Origin of the sequence: Clostridium sp. CM027, from assembly GCF_024730565.1 — a bacterium.
Classification (GTDB): Bacteria; Bacillota; Clostridia; order Clostridiales; family Clostridiaceae; genus Clostridium_AD; species Clostridium_AD estertheticum_B.
On record NZ_CP077725.1, the window covers coordinates 3,410,439 to 3,435,228 of the forward strand.

The window sequence follows — 24,790 nt, forward strand, 5'->3', positions numbered from 1 at the left end:
TATATGCTTTTTTATTTTCTAGTTCTTTTTTTGCTAGGACTAATTTTTGAGTCAGTTTTTGAAACGGTTGTTGAAATAGTATTTGAAACGGGTTTTGACCCGGTCTTTAAAGGATTTACTTTAGAATTTTTATTCCCTTTAAATTTGGCATTAGTATTTGCCTTCATAGGTCTTGGCGGTATTAATGATTTTTTATCAAAACCAATTAAATCTTCCCTATGAGCTTTTATTAGTGCTTCTTTTACAATATTATAGTTATCTGGATTTTTAAATTGCATCAGAGCCCTTTGCATATTTTTTTCTTTTTGCTCAGTTGGAACATAAACCACCTCATTCGTGAAAGGATTAATTCCGGTGTAAAATATTGTGGTAGATAAACTCCCGGGTGTTGGGTAAAAGTCTTGGACCTGTTCGGGAGTATATCCCATTTCTTTTATATATTCTGATAATTTAATTGATTCATTTAAGTCACAACCAGGGTGGCTTGACATAAAGTATGGAACTAAAAATTGATTTTTATCCAATTGTTTATTTGTCTGCGAATATTTTTTAACAAAACGGTCAAATACTTCTTGCTTTGATTTTCCCATTTGGTCTAGTACCTTGTCGCTTATGTGTTCAGGTGCTACTTTTAATTGTCCGCTAATATGATGTTCACACAATTCTTCAAAAAACTTAGGGTTTTTATCAAAAATTAAATAGTCATATCTTATTCCAGAACGAATAAAAACTTTTTTAATGTTTGGAATTACTCTAACTTTTCTTAATAAATCCAAATATTCAGTGTGGTCGACAATAAGATTTTTACATGGAGTTGGGAACATACATTGTTTATCTCGGCATACACCTACTTTTTCTTGGATTTTGCAAGCTCTATGTCTAAAATTTGCAGTAGGTCCACCAATATCGTGAATGTATCCTTTGAAATTTTTTAAGGTAGTTAAAAGCTTTGCTTCATCTATAATAGAGTGTTGGCTTCTATTTTGAATAACTCTACCTTGATGAAAGGTTAAAGCACAAAATGAGCAGCTACCAAAACAACCTCTATGGCTGGTTATAGAAAATTCAACTTCAATTATTGCAGGAATACCGCCCTTATCTTCATATATAGGATGATATGTTCTAGTGTACGGCAAACCATAAGTTATATCCATTTCATTTTGCGTTAAAGAAATTTGAGGAGCATTTTGTACTACATATCGATCATTATGTTTTTGTATTACTACTTTTCCTCTTATGTCATCTTGTTCCAAAGACTGTAATTTATAGCTTTCTGCATAAGCATTTTTATCAGTGGAAACAGCTTCGAAAGAAGGTACCTCTATAAAGTCTTTAAGTTCACTAATATCTTTTGAAGCGTAGACAGTTCCACGAAGGGTAGTCATTTTATCAATACTCATGCCATACTTGAAAAGATTAGCCATTTCAACTATGGTTTTTTCACCCATACCATAGATTAGTAAATCTGCTTTAGCATCAATTAATAAGCTCCGTCTTACTTTATTAGCCCAATAATCGTAATGGGCAAACCGCCTAAGGCTGGCCTCTATTCCACCAATTATAATTGGAACATTTTTAAAAGCTTCGCGAGCGCGATTACAATACACAATTACGGCTCTATCTGGTCTATGACCTGACTTGCCACCTGGTGAATAAAGATCAGTGTGTCTTTTTTTCTTTGCTGCAGTATAGTGATTAACCATAGAATCTATATTACCTGAATTTATAATAAATGCATATTTAGGTTTTCCAAGTTTTCTAAAATCATTAACGCTTTCCCAATTAGGCTGCGCGATAATACCTACGGTAAAGCCTTCTCTTTCTAAGGTTCTTCCGATTATAGCAGTTCCAAAGGAGGGATGATCAATATATGCATCCCCTGTAATTATTATAAAATCTAATTGAGATATATTTCTTTCTTTCAAATCATTCATGCTAATAGGTAAAAATTGTTTATTTGATATCATTTAATCCTCCTAATAGACTAGTTGAGAATTGATAGTGGAAAGTTGCGAGTTTAAAATATAGTTTAATATTTTTCAGGTTTTCATAAAAACCAACCATAACCCTCAATTTTCAACTCTCAAATTAAAGCTAGTTGTCTTGTATTAACTGTATTTAATAATATTAACATAACTATTGAAAAATATGAACTGTAAAAGTTTATAAATGTTAGATTGTGATTATAAAATGTCGAATTTTAAGAGAAAATAAGCATTTTAAGGTAATAATAAAAGATAACTCACTAGAGTATTTTAAATATTATAATGCAGAAATTTAATTCTAAAAATATACTGTGTTACTTAATTAGATTATAGTAGCATAGTGTATTTTTTTTGGAATTTAGAACAAACTATTAATGTTAATGAAATTTATAGATTGTTTTCTAAGGAGGAATTAATTTGAAGAGTAAAAAGCAATTATTTAAAAGATGTAGTGCTGTGATTATGATAGTTTTAATTACATATTTTGCAAATGAAATTTACCTTAATATTTCTAGTATGAAAGTTATGGCACAGGTTTACAAATATGGCGCGCGCGGTGAACAAGTTAAACAAATTCAAACTAAACTAAAACAATGGGGATACCATAAGGATAGTGTTGATGGAATATATGGTTACAATACATATCTTTCTGTTAAGGCATTTCAAGGTAGTAATGGATTAGATGCAGATGGAATTGCAGGAAAACAAACACTTGCGGCCATGGGTATTTCGGTTAGTACATCAACTCCTGGCGGATCAGCTTCCGGCCAAAACGTAACAAATAATAAGGATGTGGATTTAATAGCAATGCTCATAAATGGGGAGGCTAGAGGAGAACCTTATGAAGGTCAGGTGGCTGTTGGAGCAACAATTTTAAACAGAACAAGAGATGCAAGATTCCCGGCTACAATAGCGGGAGTAATTTATCAACCAGGGGCATTCACAGCTATAGTCGATGGACAAATAAATGCAAAACTTGAAGAAAGTTCCGTAAGGGCTGCAAGGGATGCAATAAATGGATGGGACCCCTCAGATGGAGCAGTATTCTATTTTAATCCTGCAACGGCTACTAATAAGTGGATATGGTCACGCACACTTATAAAAGTAATTGGTAAACATAGATTTTGTAGCTAGAATAATCATAAAATAGTAGTAGAAAATTTCTACTACTATTTTATATGCATTATTCTTGCGTGCAATATTTAATTATTAGATCTAGAGTACATAATATGGAATCCATATGAGTCCTTTCATATCCATGTGAAGCGAAAATTCCGGCACCAATTAAAGCTGTCTTAATATCCCATCCAGCTATTAGAGCAGCAGAAGCATCAGAACCATAGTGTGGATAAATATCTATTTTATAATCTATGTTTTCTTTTTTGCATATATTTGTTAATTTTTTCCTTAGATCTAAATCATAAGGGCCTGTTGAGTCTTTAGCGCAAATACAAACACTATACTCAGATGAATTTTGATCAAGACCAGGGCAACCCATATCTACTGATACAAACTCTTTAGTATTTTCTGGAATTGATGCAGAAGCTCCATGTCCAACTTCTTCATAATTACTAATAAATATATTAGTTGTATATGGAAGTTCAATGTTATTTTCCACTATGTGTTTTATAGCATAAAGGAGAATTGCAACTGAAGCCTTATCATCTAGGTGCCTAGATTTTATAAAACCTTTTTCGGTAAAGAGTGTTCTCGTATCAAAGCAAATGAAATCACCGACGCTTAAGCCTAATTCCTCCACTTCTTTTTTTGAAGAAATTTTTTCATCAAGAATTACTTCCATGTTTTCAGGGGTTCTTTTAAGTTCACGAGCATCATTACCACTAATATGCACTGAAGGTTTTGTGCAATGGATAGTTCCGGTGAAGGTTTTACCATCAATAGTTTCTATGGCGCAATTTTCACCTTCTATTGAATTCATCATGTATCCACCTATAGGATCTATTGCTAAAGAACCACTGGAATTAATATTTTTAACCATTGCACCAAGTGTATCCACATGAGCAGAAAGTGTTCTTTGGTAATCGTTATTTTTGCCTTTTAAGGTGATTACAATTGCACCTTTATTAGTAATGAAATGTGCTGCGTTTAGAATATTAAGCTCATCATTTATATAGTCCATAATTTTTTGTGTATAACCTGAAGGACTAGATATTGATAAAATGTTCTTTAAATAGTATTTAATTTTATCTTCATTATAGTTCATATTATCACTCCTTAAAATGGAATCAGTATAAGTTTAATTTTACCATAAAAGGCACTTAATTGGAACTCAAATATTAAGCTAAGTTAACAAATAAGCAAGAGTGAATAGGGGGAAAGTATAGGAATATTAGATTCTTTGTAGTATAATATGCTTGAGTAGAAAAGGAGATTACATATGAAGAAAAAAGCAATTATAGTATTAGGAATTTTAGTGTTGTTAGGTGCAATTATATTTACTAGCTACTCTTATTTTAAAGTAAAACAATGGGATTCTTTGATTTTACCTAAAATCAAAATAGAAAATGAAGACTTAACAGGTAAAACTAAGGAGCAAGCCCAAATAATAATGAAGGAAAAGTACTCAAGTAAGGTGATTAAGAAAAAAATTACAATAGTAAATGAAGATAAAAAATATACCTTGGACTATTCAATGCTAGACGCAAAATATAATATTGATGAAGCTATAAAGCAGGCAATGAGCTATGGAAGTGACATGAATATGTTACAAAGATATAAAGCTATTAAAAATCCTGATGATAAGCAAATAAAGCTGACCTTTGAATATAATGATAAGGCTGTTGATAAAATATTAGAGGAAATGACAAAAGATATAAATAAAGATCCAGTAAATGCAACTATAACTATGGTTAGCAGTGGAAACTTTAGTGTTACAAGTGACGCTTATGGAAAGCAGTTAGAATCAGTAAAATTGAAAAAAGAAATTAAAAGTAAAATAAATGGTCTTCTCTCGGGAGATGATATAAGTATCACGGCTCCAGTAAAGAAATTAAGTCCTAAAGTTACGGAAGCTTCCTTAAATGCGATAAATACAAAAATTTCAAGCTATAGTACGAACTTTGCAAGTTCACAAGAAGGCAGAGCTACAAATATAGAGTTGTCTACTAAAAGTATAAATGGGACACTACTTATGCCAGGAGATGTCTTTAGCTTTAATGGAATTGTAGGAGAGAGAACTGCAGCAAGAGGATATAAAACCGCTGGCGTAATTGTTGGAGATAAATTAGAGCAAGGGTTAGGTGGGGGAATATGCCAGGTTTCATCTACTCTGTATAATGCAATGCTTACAACTGAAATTCTTTCTGTAGAAAGAATTCATCATACAATTTCTTCGGGTTATATCCCAAAAGGACAAGATGCTACAGTTGATTATGGCAATCTAGATTATAAGTTTAAAAACACATTTGAGTATCCAATATACATTGAAGGTGTTATATCAAACAGAAATCTCTCATTTAACATTTATTCTAATTCCACATTAACTAAAAGAACTTATGAAATTGTAAGTGAAGTATTGGAAGTTACTCAGCCAAAGACCGAAACAATACAAGATCCAACTAAGTACGAGGATGAAAAAGAAATTGTTAAGACGGGTTATGCAGGATTTAAAGTCAAAGTGTATAGAAAAACTTACGAAAATGGTAAGCTAATTGGTACACAGGTTATAAATAATGATACATTCAACGTTATTAATGGAACTATAAAAGTTGGTACTAAGAAGAGAGCATAACGTTTAATTAACGTTATGTTCTCTTCTTAATGACATTTCAGAAGATGATTTAATAAAAAAACTTAAGAAGGAGAATGAAAAATATGGATTACAAATTGATATGTATAGATATGGATGGTACACTTCTAAATGATAAAAAAACTATTAGTGAAAGGAATCTTAGCGCTATAAGGCTAGCTAATAAAAAGGGCGTAAAGATTGCGGTATGTACGGGAAGAATTTTTGCCTCTGCTGATTTTTTCTCGGATCTCTTGGGAGTTAAATCACCGGTAATAGCTGCGAATGGTGCTTATATTAGGGAAAAAGATAGAGATGAAGTAGTTTACAATGAAGCGTTAGGTGTGGAAAAATGCGAAAAACTGCTATCTGTGTTTAAAAAGTATGAGATTTATCCGCATTTTTATACGAAAGACATGATTTTTACGGAAAATTTAACATATTCTACATCTTTTTATGCGGGAGTTAATAAAACACTACCAAAGGATAAGCAGATCAAAGTAGTGCTCGTGAAGGAGTGGAATGAGATATTTAAGAAATATGAAACTGAAATTTTTAAAGGTATAGGGGTAGATGAGGATACAGAAAAAATCCGAAAAGCAAAAATATCATTAAGAGATATGGATAATTTTGAAGTGGTAAGCTCTCATTTCGATAATTTTGAAGTAACAAATAAGGGAGTATCAAAGGGAAATGCGGTTAAGATTTTAGCTGATTATTATGGAATAAATCGTGAACAGGTTATTTGTATAGGAGATAGTGAAAATGACTTATCTATGATTAAAATTGCAGGACTTGGAGTTGCTATGGGAAATGGAGATGGGTTCGTGAAAGAAGCTGCAAAATATATTACTGATACTAATAATAACGATGGAGTAGCGAAGGTTATTGAGAAATTTGTGCTAGAAGTGTAATGGTAAGCCTTTCATTCCATCCTTGAAAGAGTGGAATGAAAGGCTAATTTTGAGTTGTAGGAAGTTATTCCAGTCAACTTCAATGATTAGGCTTTATTTTCTATCCATTTAATAAATTTTTTTGCTTGAATTCTAGCATAAATGGGATATAAAAAGGGTAATATTCTATTAAGGCCAAGGGTGACTGCATATGCCTTTGATGGATATATAGATTTTTTGTTTTTTTCAATACCTTTTATTATGCTTTCAGCAACTTTAACTGCTGTCTGAACTGGCCAAGGTACTGGTGCTTTATCTCCAGCTCTTTTAAAAAAGTTAGTACTTGTAGCAATAGGATAAATTAGTGAAAGTCTGCCTTTATCTCTAATTTCATAATTATGGACGCGTCCAAAGCCATCTATTGCACTTTTGGTAGAACAGTATAAGGAATATCCTGGTAAAGGGACTTTACTAACAGCCGAACAGGTAATGGCTACATGATATTCTTTTCCTTTATTGAGTTTTTTCATTTTTTCAAAAGCATAAATAGGGGAAATTACATTAGTTTTAAATATATCTTCAATGTGACCCCAATCTGGCTCAAGTATTTCTTCACAATAGGCAAAACCTGCATTAGCTATAAATATATCCACATGACCTAAAGTAGCTATTGCATATTCAAACAGCTTATCCATCTCTTCCTTATTAGATACATCACAGGAATATGGTATTACATAGGATCCGAAGTTATTTATTTTTTCTACATTTCTACCAACTGCTATTACATTTGCATTATACACACCTAACCTTTTTAATACCTCATTGCCTATACCCGAAGAGGCACCTGTGAGTATAATATTCTTATCTTTAAAATTCATTTAGTTTACCTCCATATAGAGAATTGTCATTACAGCTGCCTGCTTACTACATAAGTCATTTCTTGTAAATTAAACATTCCATCATGAGATGTGCCTGGATAGTGCCTAGACATAAACCCCGGCTTAGTTACAATGCTTACTCCAAGTTGAGTCATGTTTTCAATAATTTCAATATCAGATCCATTATAACCCATAGTTTGAAGGTAATCTTTAATGTTTTTTTCTACATAATTATAAAGTTCTTCCTTACTTTCATAAGGGCTAACAAAAATAAATCTATTAAAGCATCTATCTATATCTTCTTTATCTGGTAATGTTTCATTTAAAACTACTGTATAGTCAGCATTCTTTGAAGAATATACTTTTGTTTCATTTTTTAGGCCATATTTCAATAAGCAATATTGCCTATCTTGTATTGTTTTTACTGAGTTCCATGGATTCAAGTATGCTTTAGGTAAAACACTTGATAAATTCTCTAGGGACTTAGCAAGCTCAGAAGCAAAAAAAATCCTGTCTATATCTTTATTTATAAAAATAATTCTTGGAGATAAACAAGCCTTTTGTTCCCAAAATACAATATCGCTTCCTATATTTTGGGCAACAACTTCCAAGTCTTTTTCTTCATCTATTACCTCGAAACTAATTTTAGGACCATGCATAATAAGATGTGTTTGATGTTTAGCACATAATCCAGCCATTATTCCGCCAGAATATGCTCCGCCCCAATGTACTACACAATCACTTTCTTTTACTAAAGTTTCATATATATTTGAGGAGGAACTATCAAAATAAGTTACTGAAAGTCTATCCTTTATACTGCTATCAATTTCGCATAGACTTTGATAAAAAGCATATGCAAAATATGGTTCATCTCCTGATACTTTAACTATATTACAATTCTTTGATAATAAGCCCATAGAAATACTTACAGGTATTACGATGAATGCATTGCCAGATACGTTATGGAAAATTAATCCTCTAGGTTGTCTATGGCAATACCCATAGCTTGTTTCTGCCCAATTATCAAGTACATCACTATCACCTAGTTCTTCTAAAATTTCTTTTTCAATGTTCTCTCTTAAAAGCATTGACATACTTCCTTCAAGTTCATAGGCTACAAGTTGAGGACTTTGATTGGTTATTGTAGCCAAAGCATCAATATGTTTCTGAGAATATTCTCTATTTAGCCATAGTTTAGCACATTTATCTAAAGTTTCTATAGTTCTTTCTGTAGATATATCATGAGCGGCTTTCTTATTTGAATTAAGTCTTTTTATCTCGCTAATTATCTGTTCTTCATCTGTACAATTTAATTCTAGCTTTAACCCATTTATATCTTTTTCTAAAATTGTCTTTCCTACTGTATATTCAATTCTCATTTTTTACCCCCTGATACATTAAGTGTTGCACCACAGCCTTTAGCCTCTGCTCCTTTAACTCTTCCAAGAATTTTTATGGTCATTTCATCTTTGCCACAATCTGGGCATCTATTTGTAGAAACTATTTCTCCAATATCATCTACAAGCACGGATGCACCTGCAAAAGTATCAGTACCATATGCATTTAATACTTGAATAAATCCTTTGTTTCCAACTTTATTTAATGGATTAAGAGTCTTTACATCTCTTATGATTACTCTTCCCCAGCTAGGTACATGGAAGAGGTAATCCTTATGCTTCTTTGAATAATGACCTGTTATAACGAAACTATTTTCTGTAAAAGAATATGAATCAATAAAATTTTCTTCTGGTACTCCGAGAAAACGTGATACAGTTTCTACAAATCTCCATCTCTCAATTTTATTCCCAATATTTACAGATCCCTTTCTACCATCCCAACCACCTCCTCCAGTATGAATTAAAACATTCTTTCCAAGGTTAACAGGCTCCATTTTATCAATTAAATATTGAATAGTATTATAAAATATTAGGGTGGACCCTCCAACTAAAAGATAATCTTCTTTATTATTATGATTAGTAATAAACTTCTCAAATTCATCTATATCTACTTGGAAATTACCTTCAAAAGGCTTTAATAAGAAAAGTGTACTTTTACCAAAATCAAATAAATCAAGGAGGTTTCCAATATAGGACTCTGTTGGTTTATCACACAAATTCTCACTATTATGCATTCTCATTACTTCTGGTTCTGGATAAAAAACACATTCATAATCAAATCGAGGTCGAAGTGTCTTTTTATCGCAACGCATCAATTCCTGGATTTTTAAAAGATCTGGAAGATTTCTTCCAACTACACTAGGATCTCCGCTTGTACTACTAGAAACTGTCCACTTTTCAAGATTCTTTGTATTTATTCTAAGAAGATTTGAATATAGCCCTGATGACTTTTTAAAAAGGGTGGTCGCAATAAAAGGAACATGATTAATATCCTCTTTTGTATTTAGATCTCTGCTTGGATTGTATGATTCATTGTCACAAAGCAACTTATATGCACTGCATTGCTCATATTGATTTATAACATTACTTCTAAAATCTTTAAAATAATTATATTTACTCATTAAGTACCCTCCTATTTTACTATTGAAAATCATAAACTAATGGATATTTATTCCGTATGCATTGAAGTATAGTTGAAAATTAGTTGTTTGTTAAATTTATATTTTAAGAATATTTATCTTACTATAGTTCAAAATAGGAACTTCACAGAGGGTATGCTTACTTTTACATAGAATTAATCCAATTTAATGTGTAGAGTGTTAGTTGACTAATTCACAAATATAACCATAAAATACATTGAATCACTAAAAAGTTACTTGATTGGGAGGGGTTTTCTATTAAGACTTTGAGAGGGAAAATTGCAGTGTTTTACATAGTTCTAACTATAATTATTACTTTAGTTAGTGCTGTATCAATTTATAATATATTTGAAGTAAGAAGATCCATAGATAATGTTGAACTGGATAGTTACAAAATTGTAGATTCATCAAATAATATGGATGAATGCATTGATAATCAACTTAAAGCAATATTTCAAAATGATTACCAAAATAGCGTTAATTTATTTTATGACAACAATCAAAAATTTTATATGTATTTTAATACGGAAAGTGCCCGAGTTACAAATCTAAATGAGAAGATATTAATGAATAAAATCAATACAAACTATCTTAAATTTGTAAAACTCTATTCTCAAATTGATACAAAAACCAATACCATTGATTCTATTAAAACTTATAATTCATCAATAATTTTATCTGCTAATGATGTGAAAAAAGACCTAAGAGATATTGTTGAAATTAGAAAAAAAACTATAATTAAAGATAAAATTAAAGTTAAGCAGGTTAGCTTTTTTTGTATTTGCTTTAATCTATTATCTATTCCCATAATAATAATAGGCTTTATTATATCTATTTTTTATATAAATCGGGCACTGAAGCCTATAAGAGCTCTTATCCGTACTATTCAATCCGTTAAAAATGGGGATTTAAGCACTCAAGCTCCCGTATTTTATAACGATGAAATAGGAACGCTTGCTACTGAATTTAATGAAATGACTAGAAAGCTTTTTGAATATGAAAAAAGTAGTAAAGGTTCTTTAATGGCAGAGAAAAATAGGTCTCTTACTATAGTTAAAAGTATTCCTGATCCAATAATAGTGCTGGATGTGAATTTTAGAATCATGCTTCTTAATAAGTCCTGTGAAAATTTTTTTAATATTAAAGAAAATGAAGTGGTTAACACACATTTTTTAGATAGTATTCGAAATTTTGATCTTTATGATCATGTTTTTTCAGTAATTAATAACTTGCAAAATGAAGAGAAAACTATAAAAGTGTCTACAAAGGGAAAAACATATTTTTTTAATACTACAGTAAATCCAATTAAAGATAGTAGTTTAGGAATAGATGGTGTAGTTATTTTGATGAAAAATGTTACTGAATTAAAACAATTAGAAAAAATAAAGATAGATTTTATTGATACTGTATCTCATGAATTTAAAACTCCGCTTACCTCAATTATGATTGGTATTGAACTTATTCATGATAAACATATTGGCAAGCTCAATGAAAAACAAGTAACAGTGTTAGACACCATAAAAGAAGATGGTGAAAAACTTTCAGATTTAGTGACTAATCTTCTTCGGTTATCTCGTATTCAATCTGATAGAACTATTTTTAATATTAAACCTTGTAATATTAAAAATATTATAGAAAATTGTTGTAAATCCTATGAGGCACAAGCAAAATCTCTGGGTATTAAAATGAACTATGAACAAAAGAAACTTCCTCTTGTCCTTGGTGACAAGGAAAAATTAGAATGGCTGTTAAATAACCTAGTCTCAAACTCCTTTAAACATTCTAATTTAGGAGATGTGATATCCATAGGTTCTTATTTGAAAAACAATATGGTTCATTTATTTGTCAAAGACACTGGTGAAGGAATGCCAACCGAATATAAAGATAAAGTTTTTGAGAAATTCGTGCAAATTAAAAGTAATGATTATTGGTCTGGGAGCGTAGGTCTTGGACTTTCTATTGCCAAGGAAATAGTGGATGCCCATAAGGGAACTATATGGTGTGAAAGTGAACTTGATGTGGGTAGTATCTTTACATTTACCCTTCCTATTTCTAGAAATAAAAAGGGGCGTGCGTTATGAAAAGTAAAATTTTAGTTGCAGATGACACAAAAAATATAAGGGTGCTGTTAACAACATGTTTAGAATCACGAGGATGTGAGGTTATATCTACAGGTAATGGAAAAAATGCACTTGAAATAATAATTGAAGAAAAGAAAGATTTAGATCTTATATTTTTAGATATTAGAATGCCAGAAATGACTGGTACAGAGGTTTTAAGACAAATACGATCTATGAATATATCTTGTCCAGTAATTATTATGACAGCCTTTGCCACAGTGAAAAATGCTATAGATTGTACAAAACTTGGTGCTGTAACTTATCTTCAAAAACCCTTTTCTGTTAAAAGGATAGATTCACTGCTAAAGGATTTAGTTAAAATAAAGCCCGAACTTATAGAAGGGGTTAAGGATGAAAACTATTATATTAATAAAGCTGAAAATCAAATGGCTAAAGGTAATTGTACTCAAGCATTAGGAAGTTTAAAAACTGCACTTTATATTAATCCATACAACGGCAAGATATATGGATTAATAGGGGAGTGTAACCAGTGTGAGAAAAATTATAAAGAGGCTGAAAGATTTGCTGCTATAGCAAAATTATTTTAAGACTTCTACATATATAGGATTAAGTGTATATGAAAGTTATGAAACTCTTGATTATCAAGGGTTCAGAACTTATTTAATTATAATAAACATTGGAAATATGTATCGGATTTTGCTATAATGTAGTTTAGATGAAATAGTTTAAAAAAAACTAAAGGAGTATTTTACTATGAGTAATAGGTATTTACATTCAATAAGAAGTGATTATAAGGGAGATATGGATAAGAAAAGAGATTTTAAGAAGATTAAGAAGTTTTTTAGTATACATAAAAAAGATGAATATACCTTAGATAATCAAACATGGGACGATTTAGATATGAATAAGGTGTACGAAAAATTGGATAGAGCATATAGTAGCCCTGGAGAAGCCGCTTTATACACAATGCTTAGAAATCCTTTAATGAAGGAAGAAAAATTGAAAAAAAGGGGGAAACTAATTCAGTCATTTAAAGAAAATGACAGATTAAGAGAAAGCCTTCAGTGCATTTTCCTTGAATTAGGTAGTGATATAAAAAATAGTTTTCTAGATATGATTGAAACTGACCTTATAATAAATAAAACTAAATATTATATTTATACTTTTATTGGAAAGATATTACCATTAATAGCGATCTTGCTTGCGATATTTGTGAATATTAAATTTATGATAGTTTTGTTTGGAATCGCGTCTATTAATATGCTAATAAACTCTTCGGAAGTAAGGCAAATTAAATCTAATGGCATTTTTTATCTGCAAAAAAATATTAAGGCAGCTAAAAAAATTGTAAGCATAAATAATAAAGATATTGTTTATTATAAAGATAAGATAACGATAATGCTTAAATCTGTAAAGGATATAGATAGAAACATAAGATTAATAGGATTTATAAATATGTGGCAAGGATTGTTTGAATTTATATCTGTTATATTTCTCCTTGAAGAAACTGCTTATTATTCTATATCTCATAGGATAAAAGAAGAAAAAGAAGTTTTAATGGACCTTTACGGTGCAGTTGGTGAAGTAGAAGCCTTAATTTCTATCGCGGGTTATAAGCATAATTTAGGTGAGCAGTATGTAAAACCTAAGTTTATAAAGCAGGTTAAGTTAACTATAAAAGAGGGAATACATCCTCTTATAGACAAGGCTGTTGCAAACTCAATTAACATAGAAAATGGAGGTATTGTGCTTACGGGCACAAATATGGCAGGGAAGTCGACTTTTCTAAGAATGCTAGGGGTAAATATAATTTTGGCTCAATGCTTTGATTTTGTTTTGGCTAAGAGTTACGAAGCTCCTTTTTTTAACATAGTTACATCAATTAGCCCTAATGATGATTTAACAAAGGGAAAAAGTTTCTATATGGCAGAGGCGGAAGCAATTCTTAGAATAATCAAAGCGCTAGAAAAGGATGCAGCTGTATTTTGCCCAATAGATGAGATATTTAGGGGTACAAACCCAATAGAGAGAATTTCAATGTCGGCGGAAATACTAACATACATAAACAATGGAAAATCTGTTTCTATTGTAGCGACTCATGATAGAGAATTAGTGAACATTCTAAAAGAAAATTATGAGTTTTATTATTTTAGTGAAAAGGTTGATACGAGTAAAGGATTAAGTTTTGATTATAAGATAAAAAAAGGAGTTTCTCAAACAAGAAATGCTATAAAACTTTTAGAGTACATGGGTTATCCAAAGAAAATAATATCTAGATCGTTTAAAAGAGCTGAGACCATAGAGAAATTATTATAGTAGCACCACAGGTGATGATATAACCCAGAGAATGTAGACTAGCTGCATCTTTACTATTAGCTATACTTAGGGTAATATGGTTTTAGATATTTATATGTTTTATACTGAAAAAGAAGGGTAAGGAGGATTTATTGTGAATTTAAATATAGTTTTATTTCAACCGGAAATTCCACAAAACACTGGTAATATAGGAAGAACTTGCGTACTAACTGATTGCAAACTTCATCTTATAAAACCTTTAGGATTTAGTTTAGAGGAGAAGCAACTTAAAAGAGCGGGACTCGATTACTGGCCTTATTTGAGTTTAGAGATACATGATACATATGAAGCTCTTAGAGAAAAATATAAAGAGTCAACTTTCTACTATTCTACAACAAGAGCTTCAAAATTATATTCAGATGTAAAATATAAAGACGGGGATTTTATAATTTTTGGTCGAGAGTCATCAGGCCTTCCAGATAATGTTCGTGGTAGCGATCCTGAAAGGTGTATAAAAGTGCCTATGATAAATAGCACAACTAGGTCCCTTAATCTTTCCAATACAGTAGCTATTGTGACATATGAAGCACTTAGGCAAATAGGGTTTAAGAATATGAAATAAGGTGCATAGCAATTAACAACTGTTATATCCCCAAGAGACGAACAAGGAGATAGGAATGGAAAAGATTAAAATCATAACAGATAGTACGTGCGATTTAAATAAAGACATTATTGATAAGTATAATATAGAAGTTTTACCACTACTCGTGAACATAGAAAACAAAACTTACAGGGATGGCGAGGATATTAGTTTACAAGAATATTTATATAAAATGAATAATTCTGAGCAGTTCCCTGTGACCACTCAGGTAAACCCACATAGATTCTATGAATGCTATAAAAAATATTTAGATGAGGGATATAAGATAGTTTCTATTCATTTATCTTCAAAAATGAGTGGGACTTATCAATCTTCATGTATGGCTAAAAGCATGTTATCATCAGAAGATATTATCACAATTGATAGTTATAATGTTACATCAGGTCTTGGAATTTTGGTTTTAAAAGCCTGTAAATTAAAAGAAGAGGGATGTAATATATTTGAAATAGAAGAAAAAGTTAAACAAACAATACCTCATGTGAAAAGTGCGCTTGCTTTTGATTCATTAAATAATTTAGTTAAAGGTGGTCGATTGTCTAAAACTGCTGGAGCGATAGGCGGGCTACTCGGGATAAAATTAATTTTAACTGTAAAAGATGGTGAAATGGCCGTAATAGATAAAGTTCGTGGAAGCAAAAAAGCAATAAAAACTATTTTGAAAAATTTAGAGCAAACAGGGACTAGAAGTGGAGAGACAAGTATTCTATTGCAAGCTAGTGACCGAGATATTCTAGGGAGTTTGAGGTCTCATATGAGTGAACGTGAAATGGACTTTATAGAATGCTCGGTTGGATGCGTTGTGGGGACACATGCAGGTGAAGGTGCCTGTGGCATTTTTTACGTTGAAGAATATTAAAATTTTTACTAAGTGAATAAAAAGTGAGGAGGTTAAGCGTATGGTACATATTTATGATACTATAATTATTGGCGGCGGACCTGCAGGATTATCTGCTGGCATTTATGCATCAAGATCAAAAATGGACACTTTAATTATTGAAAGAGGAGAGTTTGGTGGACAGGTTGCTACAACTAATGAAATAGATAATTACCCAGGCTCTATTGAAGATTGTACAGGAGCATCATTAAGCAAGCGAATGAAACAGCAAGCGAAGGAATTTGGAACACAATTTGTTAAAGAAGAGGTTATGCAAGTTGAGCTCGAAGGCGACATTAAGGTAATCAAATGTATGAGAGAAACTTACAAGGCTAAAACAATTATAATTTCCTCAGGAGCGAGCCCAAGACTTGGTGGATTTAAAAATGAAATAGAATTAAGAGGGAAAGGAGTTTCTTATTGTGCAACTTGTGATGCTGACTTCTTTGAAGATTTAGACATTGCAGTGCTAGGAGGCGGAGATTCAGCTATATCTGAAGCTATATACTTAACTAAATTTGGGAAAAGTGTTACGGTAATACATAGAAGAGCAGAGCTCAGAGCTGCTAAGTCACTTCAAGAAAAAGCTTTTAATAATCCAAAAATAAAGTTTGTTTGGAATACAGTAGTTACGGAGGCTAAGGGCGAAGAAAGCTTGGAGGGATTAGTACTTAAAAATATTAAAACTGGTGAAACTCACGATTTAAAAGCAGATGGATGTTTTGTATTTGTAGGATACCTTCCAATTTCGGAATTGTTTAAAGGGAAGATTACCATGAATAAACGAGGCGAAATTATCACTGATGAAGAAATGAGAACTAATATACCTGGAGTATACGCTGCAGGAGATATAAGAGCAAAATTACTAAGACAAATAATTACAGCAGCAGCAGATGGGGCAATAGCATCTACCCATGCTGAATATTACATTGAAAATATGATTTAATTAGTTTGTAAATTCGGAAGGAATACCCATAATTTCAGTTATGAGTGTCCTTTCTAAAAAAATACTTTAAAATTGTAATAATTAGGTTTAAATAAAAACATAGGCAAGTAATAAAAAATCTATATATAGCATATAATATACTTTAGCATCAGATAAAGATTACAAATAAAAATATTCTAAAATAAAAAGGATTTTTTTAATGTTTATAGAATACATACTGCGAAGCAATAATATTGTTTAATTAATTAGTTAATTACTTAGGGAGGAATTTATTATGAATAAAAGAAAGATAGTTGCAGTACTTACATCAATGGCAATAGTTACAACATTGTTTGCTGGCTGTGGAACTAAGAAGGAAGCTGTAAAAAATACACAAAAAAGTACTGTAGTTGTAGGACTTTCTACTGATGAGGGTGGATTAAACGACAAGGCATTTAACCAATCAGCAGATGAAGGGGTTAAAAAGGCGCAATCTGAAGACGGTTTCACGTACCATGCTCTTGAAGCTCAAAAGAAAGAGGATTATTCAGCAAATTTAGAGTCATTAGTCGAAGAGGGTTCAAATCTAACTTTTGCTGTTGGATATCAAATTGCAGATGCAATGACAGAGGTTGCTAAAACTCATACTGATAAAAACTTTACAATTATAGACTCAGTTGTTGATCTTCCAAACGTAGCATCAATTACTTTTAAAGAGCAAGAAGGATCTTTTTTAATGGGAATTATTGCTGGGAAAATGACTAAAACTAATAAAATTGGATTTATTGGTGGAAAAGATAATGAATTAATAAATAGATTTGAAGTTGGGTTTGCAGCTGGTGTTAAAGCAGTTAATCCAGAAGCTGCAAAAGGATTATTGAGCATAGATGGTAAGAGTGCAGGAACAACTGTAAAATATGCAGATAGTTACAATGATTCAGCAAAAGGTTATGAATTATCTAAATCATTATATCAAGGCGGTTGCGACGTAATTTATCATGCAGCAGCGGGAGTTGGACTTGGTTTATTTAAAGCGGCTAAAGAATTAAAAGATGGAGGGAAGACAGTTTGGGCTATAGGAGTTGATATGGATCAATCTTTAACAGTTCCACAGTATTCTGATATTATACTTTCAAGTATGATAAAAAGAGTTGATACAGCAACTTACAATCAAGCTAAAGCTCAAATTAAAAACGAATTTAAAGGCGGTACAGTTACTAATCTTGGGTTAAAAGAAAAAGGCGTAGGAATAGCTGATACATCTAATAAAAACGTACCAAAAGATGTTTTGGATGAAGTTAAAAAATATGAAGATAAAGTTATAGCTGGAGAAACAGTTGTTCCAGTAAATAGAAAAGGAGCAATGGATTTTAAATAAAAATCAATAAATATAAATTTTCATTTACTGATTTATGGTTTTTAGTATACAATAAGAGCTAGATGTGTTACATCTAGCTCTTTCTAAGAATAATGAAAATTTTGGGTGAAGATGATGTCAGCACCACAGGTGATGAATAATCTTTTTAAGGAGGAAATCCAATGGAAAAGGTAATTGAAATGAAGGGCATAACAAAGATTTTTCCAGGAACCATTGCCAATGACAACATAAATTTTGAACTATTAAGAGGCGAAACACACGTTCTTCTTGGTGAAAATGGCGCAGGAAAAACAACCCTTATGAATATTCTCTATGGTCTATATAAACAAGAAGAAGGCGAGATTTATGTAAGCGGTAACCTAGTGAATATATCTACTCCAAATGATGCTATCAAGTTAGGTATAGGAATGGTTCATCAACATTTTATGCTTGTACATAATTTTACTGTTGCGGAAAATATTGTGTTGGGTATTGAACCTAAAAAAGGATTCAAAATTGATATGGGCAAAGCGATACATGATGTTAAAGAAATTTCAGAAAGGTACGGTTTCGCAATAGACCCAAGCGCGGTTATAGAAGATATTTCTGTAGGGCAACAACAAAAGGTAGAGATACTAAAGGCGCTATATAGAGGTGCACAAATTTTAATATTAGATGAGCCTACAGCAGTTTTAACACCAAAGGAAATTGAGGAACTCGGAATCATAATTGAAAATCTTGAAAAAGAAGGAAAATCCGTAATACTGATAACTCATAAATTAAAAGAGGTTATGAGTATGAGTGATAGAGTTACTATAATTAGGCGAGGTGCAGTAACTGGAACAGTAAAGACTAAAGAAACAAGTATAGACGAATTAGCGCAGCTTATGGTAGGCAGAAAAGTTAATCTAACTGTAGAGAAAAATCCTGCTCAAATTCGCGGCGAAATATTGAAAATTGAAAATCTTTGTGCAAGTGATCACAGAGGATTACCTGCAGTACAAAATTTAAACTTAGCAGTATATGGTGGAGAAATTCTTGGGATAGCTGGTGTTGATGGAAATGGTCAATCTCAATTGTTAGAAGTTTTAACTGGACTTCAAAGGCCTAAGAGTGGAAGCATTATAATAAACGGTAAAAATACATATGGTAAGTCACCAAGAGATATTATGTCAGTAGGTGTTGGCCATATACCAGAAGATAGGCATAAAAGAGGGCTTATATTAGATTATTCTCTATTTGAAAACTCAGTGCTTGGAATTCATAAAAATGCACCCTTCAGTAAAGGCATAGTTATGAATTACAAAGAAATTAGAAAACACTGTGATGAACTTATTAGCGAATTTGATATTAGAACTCCAAATGCAGATGTAAATGCGGAATCATTATCAGGTGGTAATCAACAAAAACTTATAGCAGCTAGAGAAATTTCAAAAGATCCGGAATTATTAATAGCAGCACAACCTACGAGAGGTCTTGACGTTGGTGCAATTGAATATATTCACAAAAGATTAGTTGTAGAACGTGATAAGGGTAAGGCGATTTTATTAGTATCATTAGAACTTGATGAAATAATGGCATTATCAGATAGAATTGCCGTAATGTATGATGGCAGAATAGTAGATATACTCGATAGATGTGATGCAACAGAGAAAAAACTTGGTATACTTATGGCTGGTGGTAATCTAAATAAAACACCGGAAGGAGCTAAAGATAATGAATAAAGTAGAAAGTGAAAATAGTAATTTTGTAAGTATAGCAAAAAATATCATTAAAACACTTGCTTTCCCTTTCTTTTCTATAATCGTTTCTATATTTGTTGCTGTATTCTTTGTAATGTGGGCAAAAGGATATTCTATATTACAATACTTTTCAGCTTTAGGTGATTTATTTGGACTTATATATAAAGGTGGGTTTGGTAATACTAGAGTAACCTTCGTTACCCTTTCAGAAGTTACTCCATTAATATTTACAGGAGTTGCAAATGCTGTAGCATTTAAATGTGGATTATTTAATATAGGTGTTGCTGGTCAATTTATACTTGGAATGATGGCAGCTGCTGTTGTTGGAACATTGCCAGGACTAAATCCAGTAATTCATATAGTTTTAGTTATTTTAGCAGGACTTTTAGCCGGAGGAGTATGGGGAGCAATCCCGGGATATTTAAAGGCTAAAGTAGGCACTCATGAAGTTATTAACACAATTATGATGAATTATATATCTATGGCTTTAGCCAATTTTATTATTTTAAGAACTAGTTTTGGAGTGGAAGGTAAAGCAAGTACTCCTAATATACAAGAGAGTGCAGAAATTCATAGGTTTGTTAGCGGTAGTGGAGCTAATATTAGTATATTCCTTGCCATAGCAGTAGCTATCTTTATATTCTGGTTATTATGGAAAACCACTGTTGGTTACGAAATAAGAGCAGTTGGTATAAATCCACATGCTGCAGAATATGGTGGGATTAATGTAGCGAAAAATACTGTTTTGGCTATGGTGATTTCTGGTGCAATAGCCGGAGTTGGTGGGGCAACGCATGTTGCAGGCGTGCTTCATAATGCAAAAGATTTCATGGCACTTCCCTCTTATGGGTTTGATGGAATTGCAGTTGCTTTACTTGCAAAGAGCAATCCTATTGGATGTATAGCATCAGCTTTATTATTTGGAACATTAAATAGTAGTTCTAGAACCCTTCAATTAAACGGAATACCAAAAGAAATAGTTTATTTAATCCAAGCTATAATTATTATATTTGTAGCAACAGATTATATTGTTAAATACTTCTCTGAGAAGAAAAAGAAGGGGGCGATTACAAATGAGTAGTGTTATTTTAATTAATTTGTTTGCGCAAACTTTAAGAATAGCTACGCCTCTAATTTTTGCAGCACTGGGTGGTATATTTTCAGAAAAATCAGGTGTGGTTAATATAGGCCTCGAAGGTATGATGGTAATAGGCGCTTTCTTTGCGGTATATGGAAGTTACACCACTGGAAGTCCAGCAATGGGAATACTTTTTGGGGTGATAGCAGGGGGTGTTTTGGGATTAATACACGCTGTGCTGAGCATACATTTGCGTGCAGATCAAGTAATCTCAGGTACTGCTATAAATCTTTTTTCTACTGCCCTTGCGAGTTTCTTAATATTTAAGTTATTTGGTGGTAAAGGTGGCCAAACAGATATAGTAACAGGACTTTCATATAACATACCGGATTGGATTAAAAATATACCAATAATAGGGAATTTAATATCGCAGCTAAACTGGTTTGTAATACTCGCGATTATTTTAGTATTTGTTTCGCATTATATACTATATAAAACACCTTTAGGACTTAGAATTAGAGCTGTAGGAGAACATCCAAAGGCGGCTGATACTTTAGGAATAAATGTTTATAAGATAAGATATTTATGTGTTATTTTATCAGGAATGCTAGCAGGGCTCGGTGGAGCAGCATTATCCCTGGGAATAACACCACTTTACAGAGAAGGAATGGTTGCAGGACGTGGATTTATTGCCTTAGCGGCTGTTATTTTCGGTAATTGGAAACCTTTCGGAGCGCTTGGGGCTAGTTTGTTATTTGCCTTTGGTAGTGCATTTAATATTTTTGCACAGGGACTTAGCTGGAATTTACCTACAGAAGTATATGATGTTATTCCATATGTACTTACCATGATTGCACTTGCAGGATTTGTTGGAAAAACAACAGGCCCCCTTGCGAGTGGTAAACCATATGTTAAAGGATCTAGATAATATTTTAAAAATAAAAAATCTTAGCTTACGTTTTCTGCTGTTGTAGAAATTTGTGCTGAGATTTTTTATTTTTATTTCTAGCTTAATGCATAATCTAGGTTTATATCATTAGCTATGTTATAATATTTATAATATGAGAGGTACATGAAAATAAATAGCAACCAAAGATGAGGTGATAATAAAATGAACATTAATTTTGGTTTAAATTTGATTCAAGAACAAAAATTAATAATGACTCAAGAAATGCAAATGTCTGTTAAACTTCTTCAAATGTCAGCGTATGAGCTAGGACAATATGTAAATAAAGAGATGCAAGAGAATCCAGTGCTGGAGGAAAAAGACTTGCAAAACCACAAAAGTAATAACAATAATGAATTTGATTATAAAGAAATAATTAAATATCTTGGCAAGGATGATTATAAAGTAAAGAGCTATGCTGCAAAGAATGAAAATGAGGAAATTTCGCCATTTTATTATATTGCAGAGGAAAAATCTCTTAAAGATTATCTTAAAGAGCAAATAGGAGAACTAACGGAGCAGTATGAAATTTTAGAAATATGCAAATATATGGTGGAGAACTTAGATACCAAAGGTTATTTATCGGAAGATTTATCTGATATATGTAGGGAGCTCGGAATAACAAACGAGAATGCTGAAATTGCACTTGAAATTTTCCAATCTTTAGAGCCACAAGGAATTGGAGCTAGGAACCTAAGGGAATGTTTAAGGATTCAATTACATAATCTGGGGATAGATGATGAAAATATTTATATAATCATTGATAAGTATTTAGAATTATTGGGAGAAAATAAATACAATGATATAGCTAAGGAACTAAATGTTAAAATTTCTGAGGTTCAAAAATATGGAGATATAATAAAAACTTTAGAGCCTAAGCCGTCAAGAGGATTTTATACTGGTGAGACGGTTAAGTATATTGTGCCTGATGCTTATATTAATAAAATTGATGACCAATATTTTATTTCTATGAATGAAGATGTACTTCCTAAATTGAATATAAATAGTTTGTATAAAGAAATTATTAAAAATGAAAATGATATAGAAGCTGTAGAATATGTAAAAGATAAAATTAATAGCGCAGTGTTTCTTATTAAAAGTATTGAACAAAGGAAAAACACTGTATATAGAGTTTTGGAAGATATTTTGGCAGTTCAAAAGGAATATTTCGATAAAGGCGCTGAATATTTAAAACCAATGACGCTTAAAAAGATTGCTAACAATTTAGAAATGCATGAATCTACTATAAGCCGTGCAATTAGGGAGAAATATGTTAGTATAAATAACGGGAAAGTCATTAAAATAAAAGACTTGTTTACTAATGGCATTGCGTCAATTGTAGGTGGTGAGGATGTATCCACAACTAATATTAAGAAAACTATTAAAGAAATGGTGTATAATGAGGACCAAAAGAAGCCCTTATCAGACCAAATTATTTGTAATCGATTAAATGTAGAAGGGATGAATATTTCAAGAAGAACTGTAGCAAAATATAGGGAAGAACTTGAAATTAAAAGTTCTTGTAAGCGGAAAAGATTTTAATATTTCAGCGACCCAGGAGATGATTTAATCATGCCGTTAACAAAATGTTAACATCTTTTTTGCAAATACTAATTTAAAAAAGTTGGTATTTCATCTATAATGTTTGTGGGAGCAAAAAATATAAGCTGGGACTTAAAAAGTCCAGAAAGGTGTTCAAGTGGAGAGTATATTAAAATTACAACAGAAAATAGTGCCTGAATTAATAGAACTTCTTGAAAAACGACATGATATATTAAGGATGATATGTTATAATCAACCTATAGGACGAAGAATTTTAGCAGATCAGATGTGCATAAGCGAGAGAATAGTAAGAAATGAAATAAACTTTCTAAAGTCCCAAAACTTGATTGAGGTTAATGCACTGGGTATGTTTATAACAACTGATGGTGAAGAAATTTTAGATCAGTTAAAAGGATTTATTCATGAGATAAAAGGGTTGTCTAAAATCGAGAAATTTATTGAGAAACATTTGAAGCTACAGCAAGTTATAGTTGTTCCCGGGAACGTTGAAATTGATAAAAGTGTCCTTAAAGAAGTTGGGAAGGTAGCTGCAATTTATGTTATGGATATTATTAAAGATAACAGTATAATTGCAATAACAGGTGGATCAACAGTTAAGGAAGTTGTAGACAATTTATCTAAAAATAACAAATATACCAATGTTTTAGTGCTTCCGGCCAGGGGCGGTATGGCCAGAAATGTAGAAATTCAAGCTAATACTTTAGTGGCTAGGCTAGCAGATAAAATTGGTGGAAATTACGAATTACTACATGTACCTGATAATTTGAGCAATGATGCTTTAAAAACTATAGTAAATGAAAAAAGTATAAAAAGTATAATTGATAAGATTCGAAGTGCTGATATTCTTATTTATGGAATAGGTATCGCCAGTGATATGGCTATGAAAAGAGAAGTACCTGAAAAAGAGATAAAGGAACTTGAAGAATTAGGTGCAGTAGGAGAAGCATTTGGTCAATACTATAATGAATTAGGAGAAATAGTTCATTCTACACCTACTATTGGGGTGAAAAATGAAGATGTTACAGACAGCAAAACACTAATCGCAGTAGCGGCTGGAAAAAATAAAGCTAGAGCCATCATCGCTACTGAAATCAACCGCTTAAGCACTGTTTTAATAATTGATCAAGCGGCTGCAGAAGAAATAGTAAATATTATAGAGAAAAGAGAGTAAACTATATAATGATTTGATTAATGAAAAAATTATATATTTACATATAATTAGGTTAAT

Annotated in this window: 20 protein-coding genes; 15 read left to right on the forward strand and 5 right to left on the reverse strand. The window is 31.7% G+C overall.

What is annotated here, in order from left to right:
• Positions 1–11: 11 nt before the first annotated feature.
• A complete protein-coding gene (locus KTC92_RS16190; RefSeq protein WP_216302030.1) occupies positions 12–1,964 on the reverse strand; it encodes a YgiQ family radical SAM protein in 1,953 nt (650 codons plus the stop codon).
• Between the two features lie 438 nt (positions 1,965–2,402).
• Here KTC92_RS16190 and sleB point away from each other — a divergent pair, with 438 nt between their 5' ends.
• Positions 2,403–3,119, forward strand: a complete 717-nt coding sequence (gene sleB / locus KTC92_RS16195; protein WP_375294741.1) for a spore cortex-lytic enzyme — start codon at positions 2,403–2,405, stop codon at positions 3,117–3,119.
• A gap of 49 nt (positions 3,120–3,168) precedes the next feature.
• Here the strand turns inward: sleB and KTC92_RS16200 are convergent, their stop codons facing one another.
• A complete protein-coding gene (locus KTC92_RS16200) occupies positions 3,169–4,209 on the reverse strand; it encodes a M42 family metallopeptidase (protein WP_220286102.1) in 1,041 nt (346 codons plus the stop codon).
• A gap of 174 nt (positions 4,210–4,383) precedes the next feature.
• Here KTC92_RS16200 and KTC92_RS16205 point away from each other — a divergent pair, with 174 nt between their 5' ends.
• Together KTC92_RS16205 and KTC92_RS16210 are read left to right on the forward strand one after the other, a co-directional pair.
• The gene (locus tag KTC92_RS16205; RefSeq protein ID WP_220286101.1) at positions 4,384–5,736 is read left to right on the forward strand and encodes a VanW family protein; all 1,353 of its coding nucleotides are present in this window, start codon (positions 4,384–4,386) and stop codon (positions 5,734–5,736) included.
• A gap of 83 nt (positions 5,737–5,819) precedes the next feature.
• Positions 5,820–6,647 carry a Cof-type HAD-IIB family hydrolase gene (locus tag KTC92_RS16210; RefSeq protein ID WP_216301884.1) on the forward strand — a complete coding sequence of 276 codons (828 nt, stop codon included), beginning with the start codon at positions 5,820–5,822 and terminating at the stop codon, positions 6,645–6,647.
• A gap of 86 nt (positions 6,648–6,733) precedes the next feature.
• Here KTC92_RS16210 and KTC92_RS16215 read toward each other — a convergent pair whose 3' ends face one another.
• From KTC92_RS16215 to KTC92_RS16225, 3 genes are read right to left on the reverse strand one after another with little or no spacing between them, the layout of a single operon-like run.
• Positions 6,734–7,504 (reverse strand): SDR family oxidoreductase, encoded by a 771-nt coding sequence (locus KTC92_RS16215; protein WP_220286100.1) that lies wholly within the window; start codon positions 7,502–7,504, stop codon positions 6,734–6,736.
• A 29-nt stretch (positions 7,505–7,533) separates the two neighbouring features.
• Positions 7,534–8,883: an acyl-CoA reductase gene (locus tag KTC92_RS16220; RefSeq protein WP_220286099.1), complete on the reverse strand. Its 1,350-nt coding sequence runs from the start codon at positions 8,881–8,883 to the stop codon at positions 7,534–7,536.
• The gene (locus tag KTC92_RS16225) at positions 8,880–10,022 is read right to left on the reverse strand and encodes an acyl-protein synthetase (RefSeq protein WP_220286098.1); all 1,143 of its coding nucleotides are present in this window, start codon (positions 10,020–10,022) and stop codon (positions 8,880–8,882) included. Before KTC92_RS16225 ends, KTC92_RS16220 begins: the two co-directional genes overlap by 4 nt.
• A 302-nt stretch (positions 10,023–10,324) precedes the next feature.
• Here KTC92_RS16225 and KTC92_RS16230 point away from each other — a divergent pair, with 302 nt between their 5' ends.
• The 12 genes from KTC92_RS16230 to KTC92_RS16285 all read left to right on the forward strand — a co-directional run bounded on the left by KTC92_RS16230 (position 10,325) and on the right by KTC92_RS16285 (position 24,733).
• Positions 10,325–12,121, forward strand: a complete 1,797-nt coding sequence (locus KTC92_RS16230) for an ATP-binding protein (RefSeq protein WP_216301888.1) — start codon at positions 10,325–10,327, stop codon at positions 12,119–12,121.
• Positions 12,118–12,708, forward strand: coding sequence for a response regulator (locus KTC92_RS16235; RefSeq protein ID WP_220286097.1), 591 nt, complete (start codon positions 12,118–12,120; stop codon positions 12,706–12,708). The genes KTC92_RS16230 and KTC92_RS16235 overlap by 4 nt, the downstream gene beginning before the upstream one ends.
• A 166-nt stretch (positions 12,709–12,874) precedes the next feature.
• A complete protein-coding gene (locus tag KTC92_RS16240; protein WP_216301889.1) occupies positions 12,875–14,437 on the forward strand; it encodes a DNA mismatch repair protein MutS in 1,563 nt (520 codons plus the stop codon).
• 133 nt (positions 14,438–14,570) lie between these two features.
• Positions 14,571–15,038: a tRNA (cytidine(34)-2'-O)-methyltransferase gene (locus tag KTC92_RS16245; protein ID WP_216301890.1), complete on the forward strand. Its 468-nt coding sequence runs from the start codon at positions 14,571–14,573 to the stop codon at positions 15,036–15,038.
• A 55-nt stretch (positions 15,039–15,093) separates the two neighbouring features.
• Entirely contained in the window at positions 15,094–15,933 is an 840-nt protein-coding gene (locus KTC92_RS16250) for a DegV family protein (RefSeq protein ID WP_216301891.1), read from the forward strand.
• A gap of 40 nt (positions 15,934–15,973) precedes the next feature.
• On the forward strand, positions 15,974–16,897 hold the full coding sequence (gene trxB, locus KTC92_RS16255; RefSeq protein WP_216301892.1) for a thioredoxin-disulfide reductase: 924 nt from the start codon (positions 15,974–15,976) through the stop codon (positions 16,895–16,897).
• A 274-nt stretch (positions 16,898–17,171) separates the two neighbouring features.
• Positions 17,172–18,254: a BMP family protein gene (locus KTC92_RS16260; RefSeq protein WP_216301893.1), complete on the forward strand. Its 1,083-nt coding sequence runs from the start codon at positions 17,172–17,174 to the stop codon at positions 18,252–18,254.
• A gap of 161 nt (positions 18,255–18,415) precedes the next feature.
• The gene (locus tag KTC92_RS16265; protein ID WP_220286096.1) at positions 18,416–19,957 is read left to right on the forward strand and encodes an ABC transporter ATP-binding protein; all 1,542 of its coding nucleotides are present in this window, start codon (positions 18,416–18,418) and stop codon (positions 19,955–19,957) included.
• Complete coding sequence (locus KTC92_RS16270; RefSeq protein ID WP_216301895.1) at positions 19,950–21,056, forward strand: ABC transporter permease; 1,107 nt, start codon at positions 19,950–19,952, stop codon at positions 21,054–21,056. The genes KTC92_RS16265 and KTC92_RS16270 overlap by 8 nt, the downstream gene beginning before the upstream one ends.
• The gene (locus KTC92_RS16275) at positions 21,049–21,981 is read left to right on the forward strand and encodes an ABC transporter permease (protein WP_216301896.1); all 933 of its coding nucleotides are present in this window, start codon (positions 21,049–21,051) and stop codon (positions 21,979–21,981) included. The genes KTC92_RS16270 and KTC92_RS16275 overlap by 8 nt, the downstream gene beginning before the upstream one ends.
• A 189-nt stretch (positions 21,982–22,170) precedes the next feature.
• The gene (rpoN, locus tag KTC92_RS16280) at positions 22,171–23,541 is read left to right on the forward strand and encodes an RNA polymerase factor sigma-54 (RefSeq protein WP_187351418.1); all 1,371 of its coding nucleotides are present in this window, start codon (positions 22,171–22,173) and stop codon (positions 23,539–23,541) included.
• 157 nt (positions 23,542–23,698) lie between these two features.
• A complete protein-coding gene (locus tag KTC92_RS16285; RefSeq protein WP_216301897.1) occupies positions 23,699–24,733 on the forward strand; it encodes a sugar-binding transcriptional regulator in 1,035 nt (344 codons plus the stop codon).
• Positions 24,734–24,790: the final 57 nt, after the last annotated feature.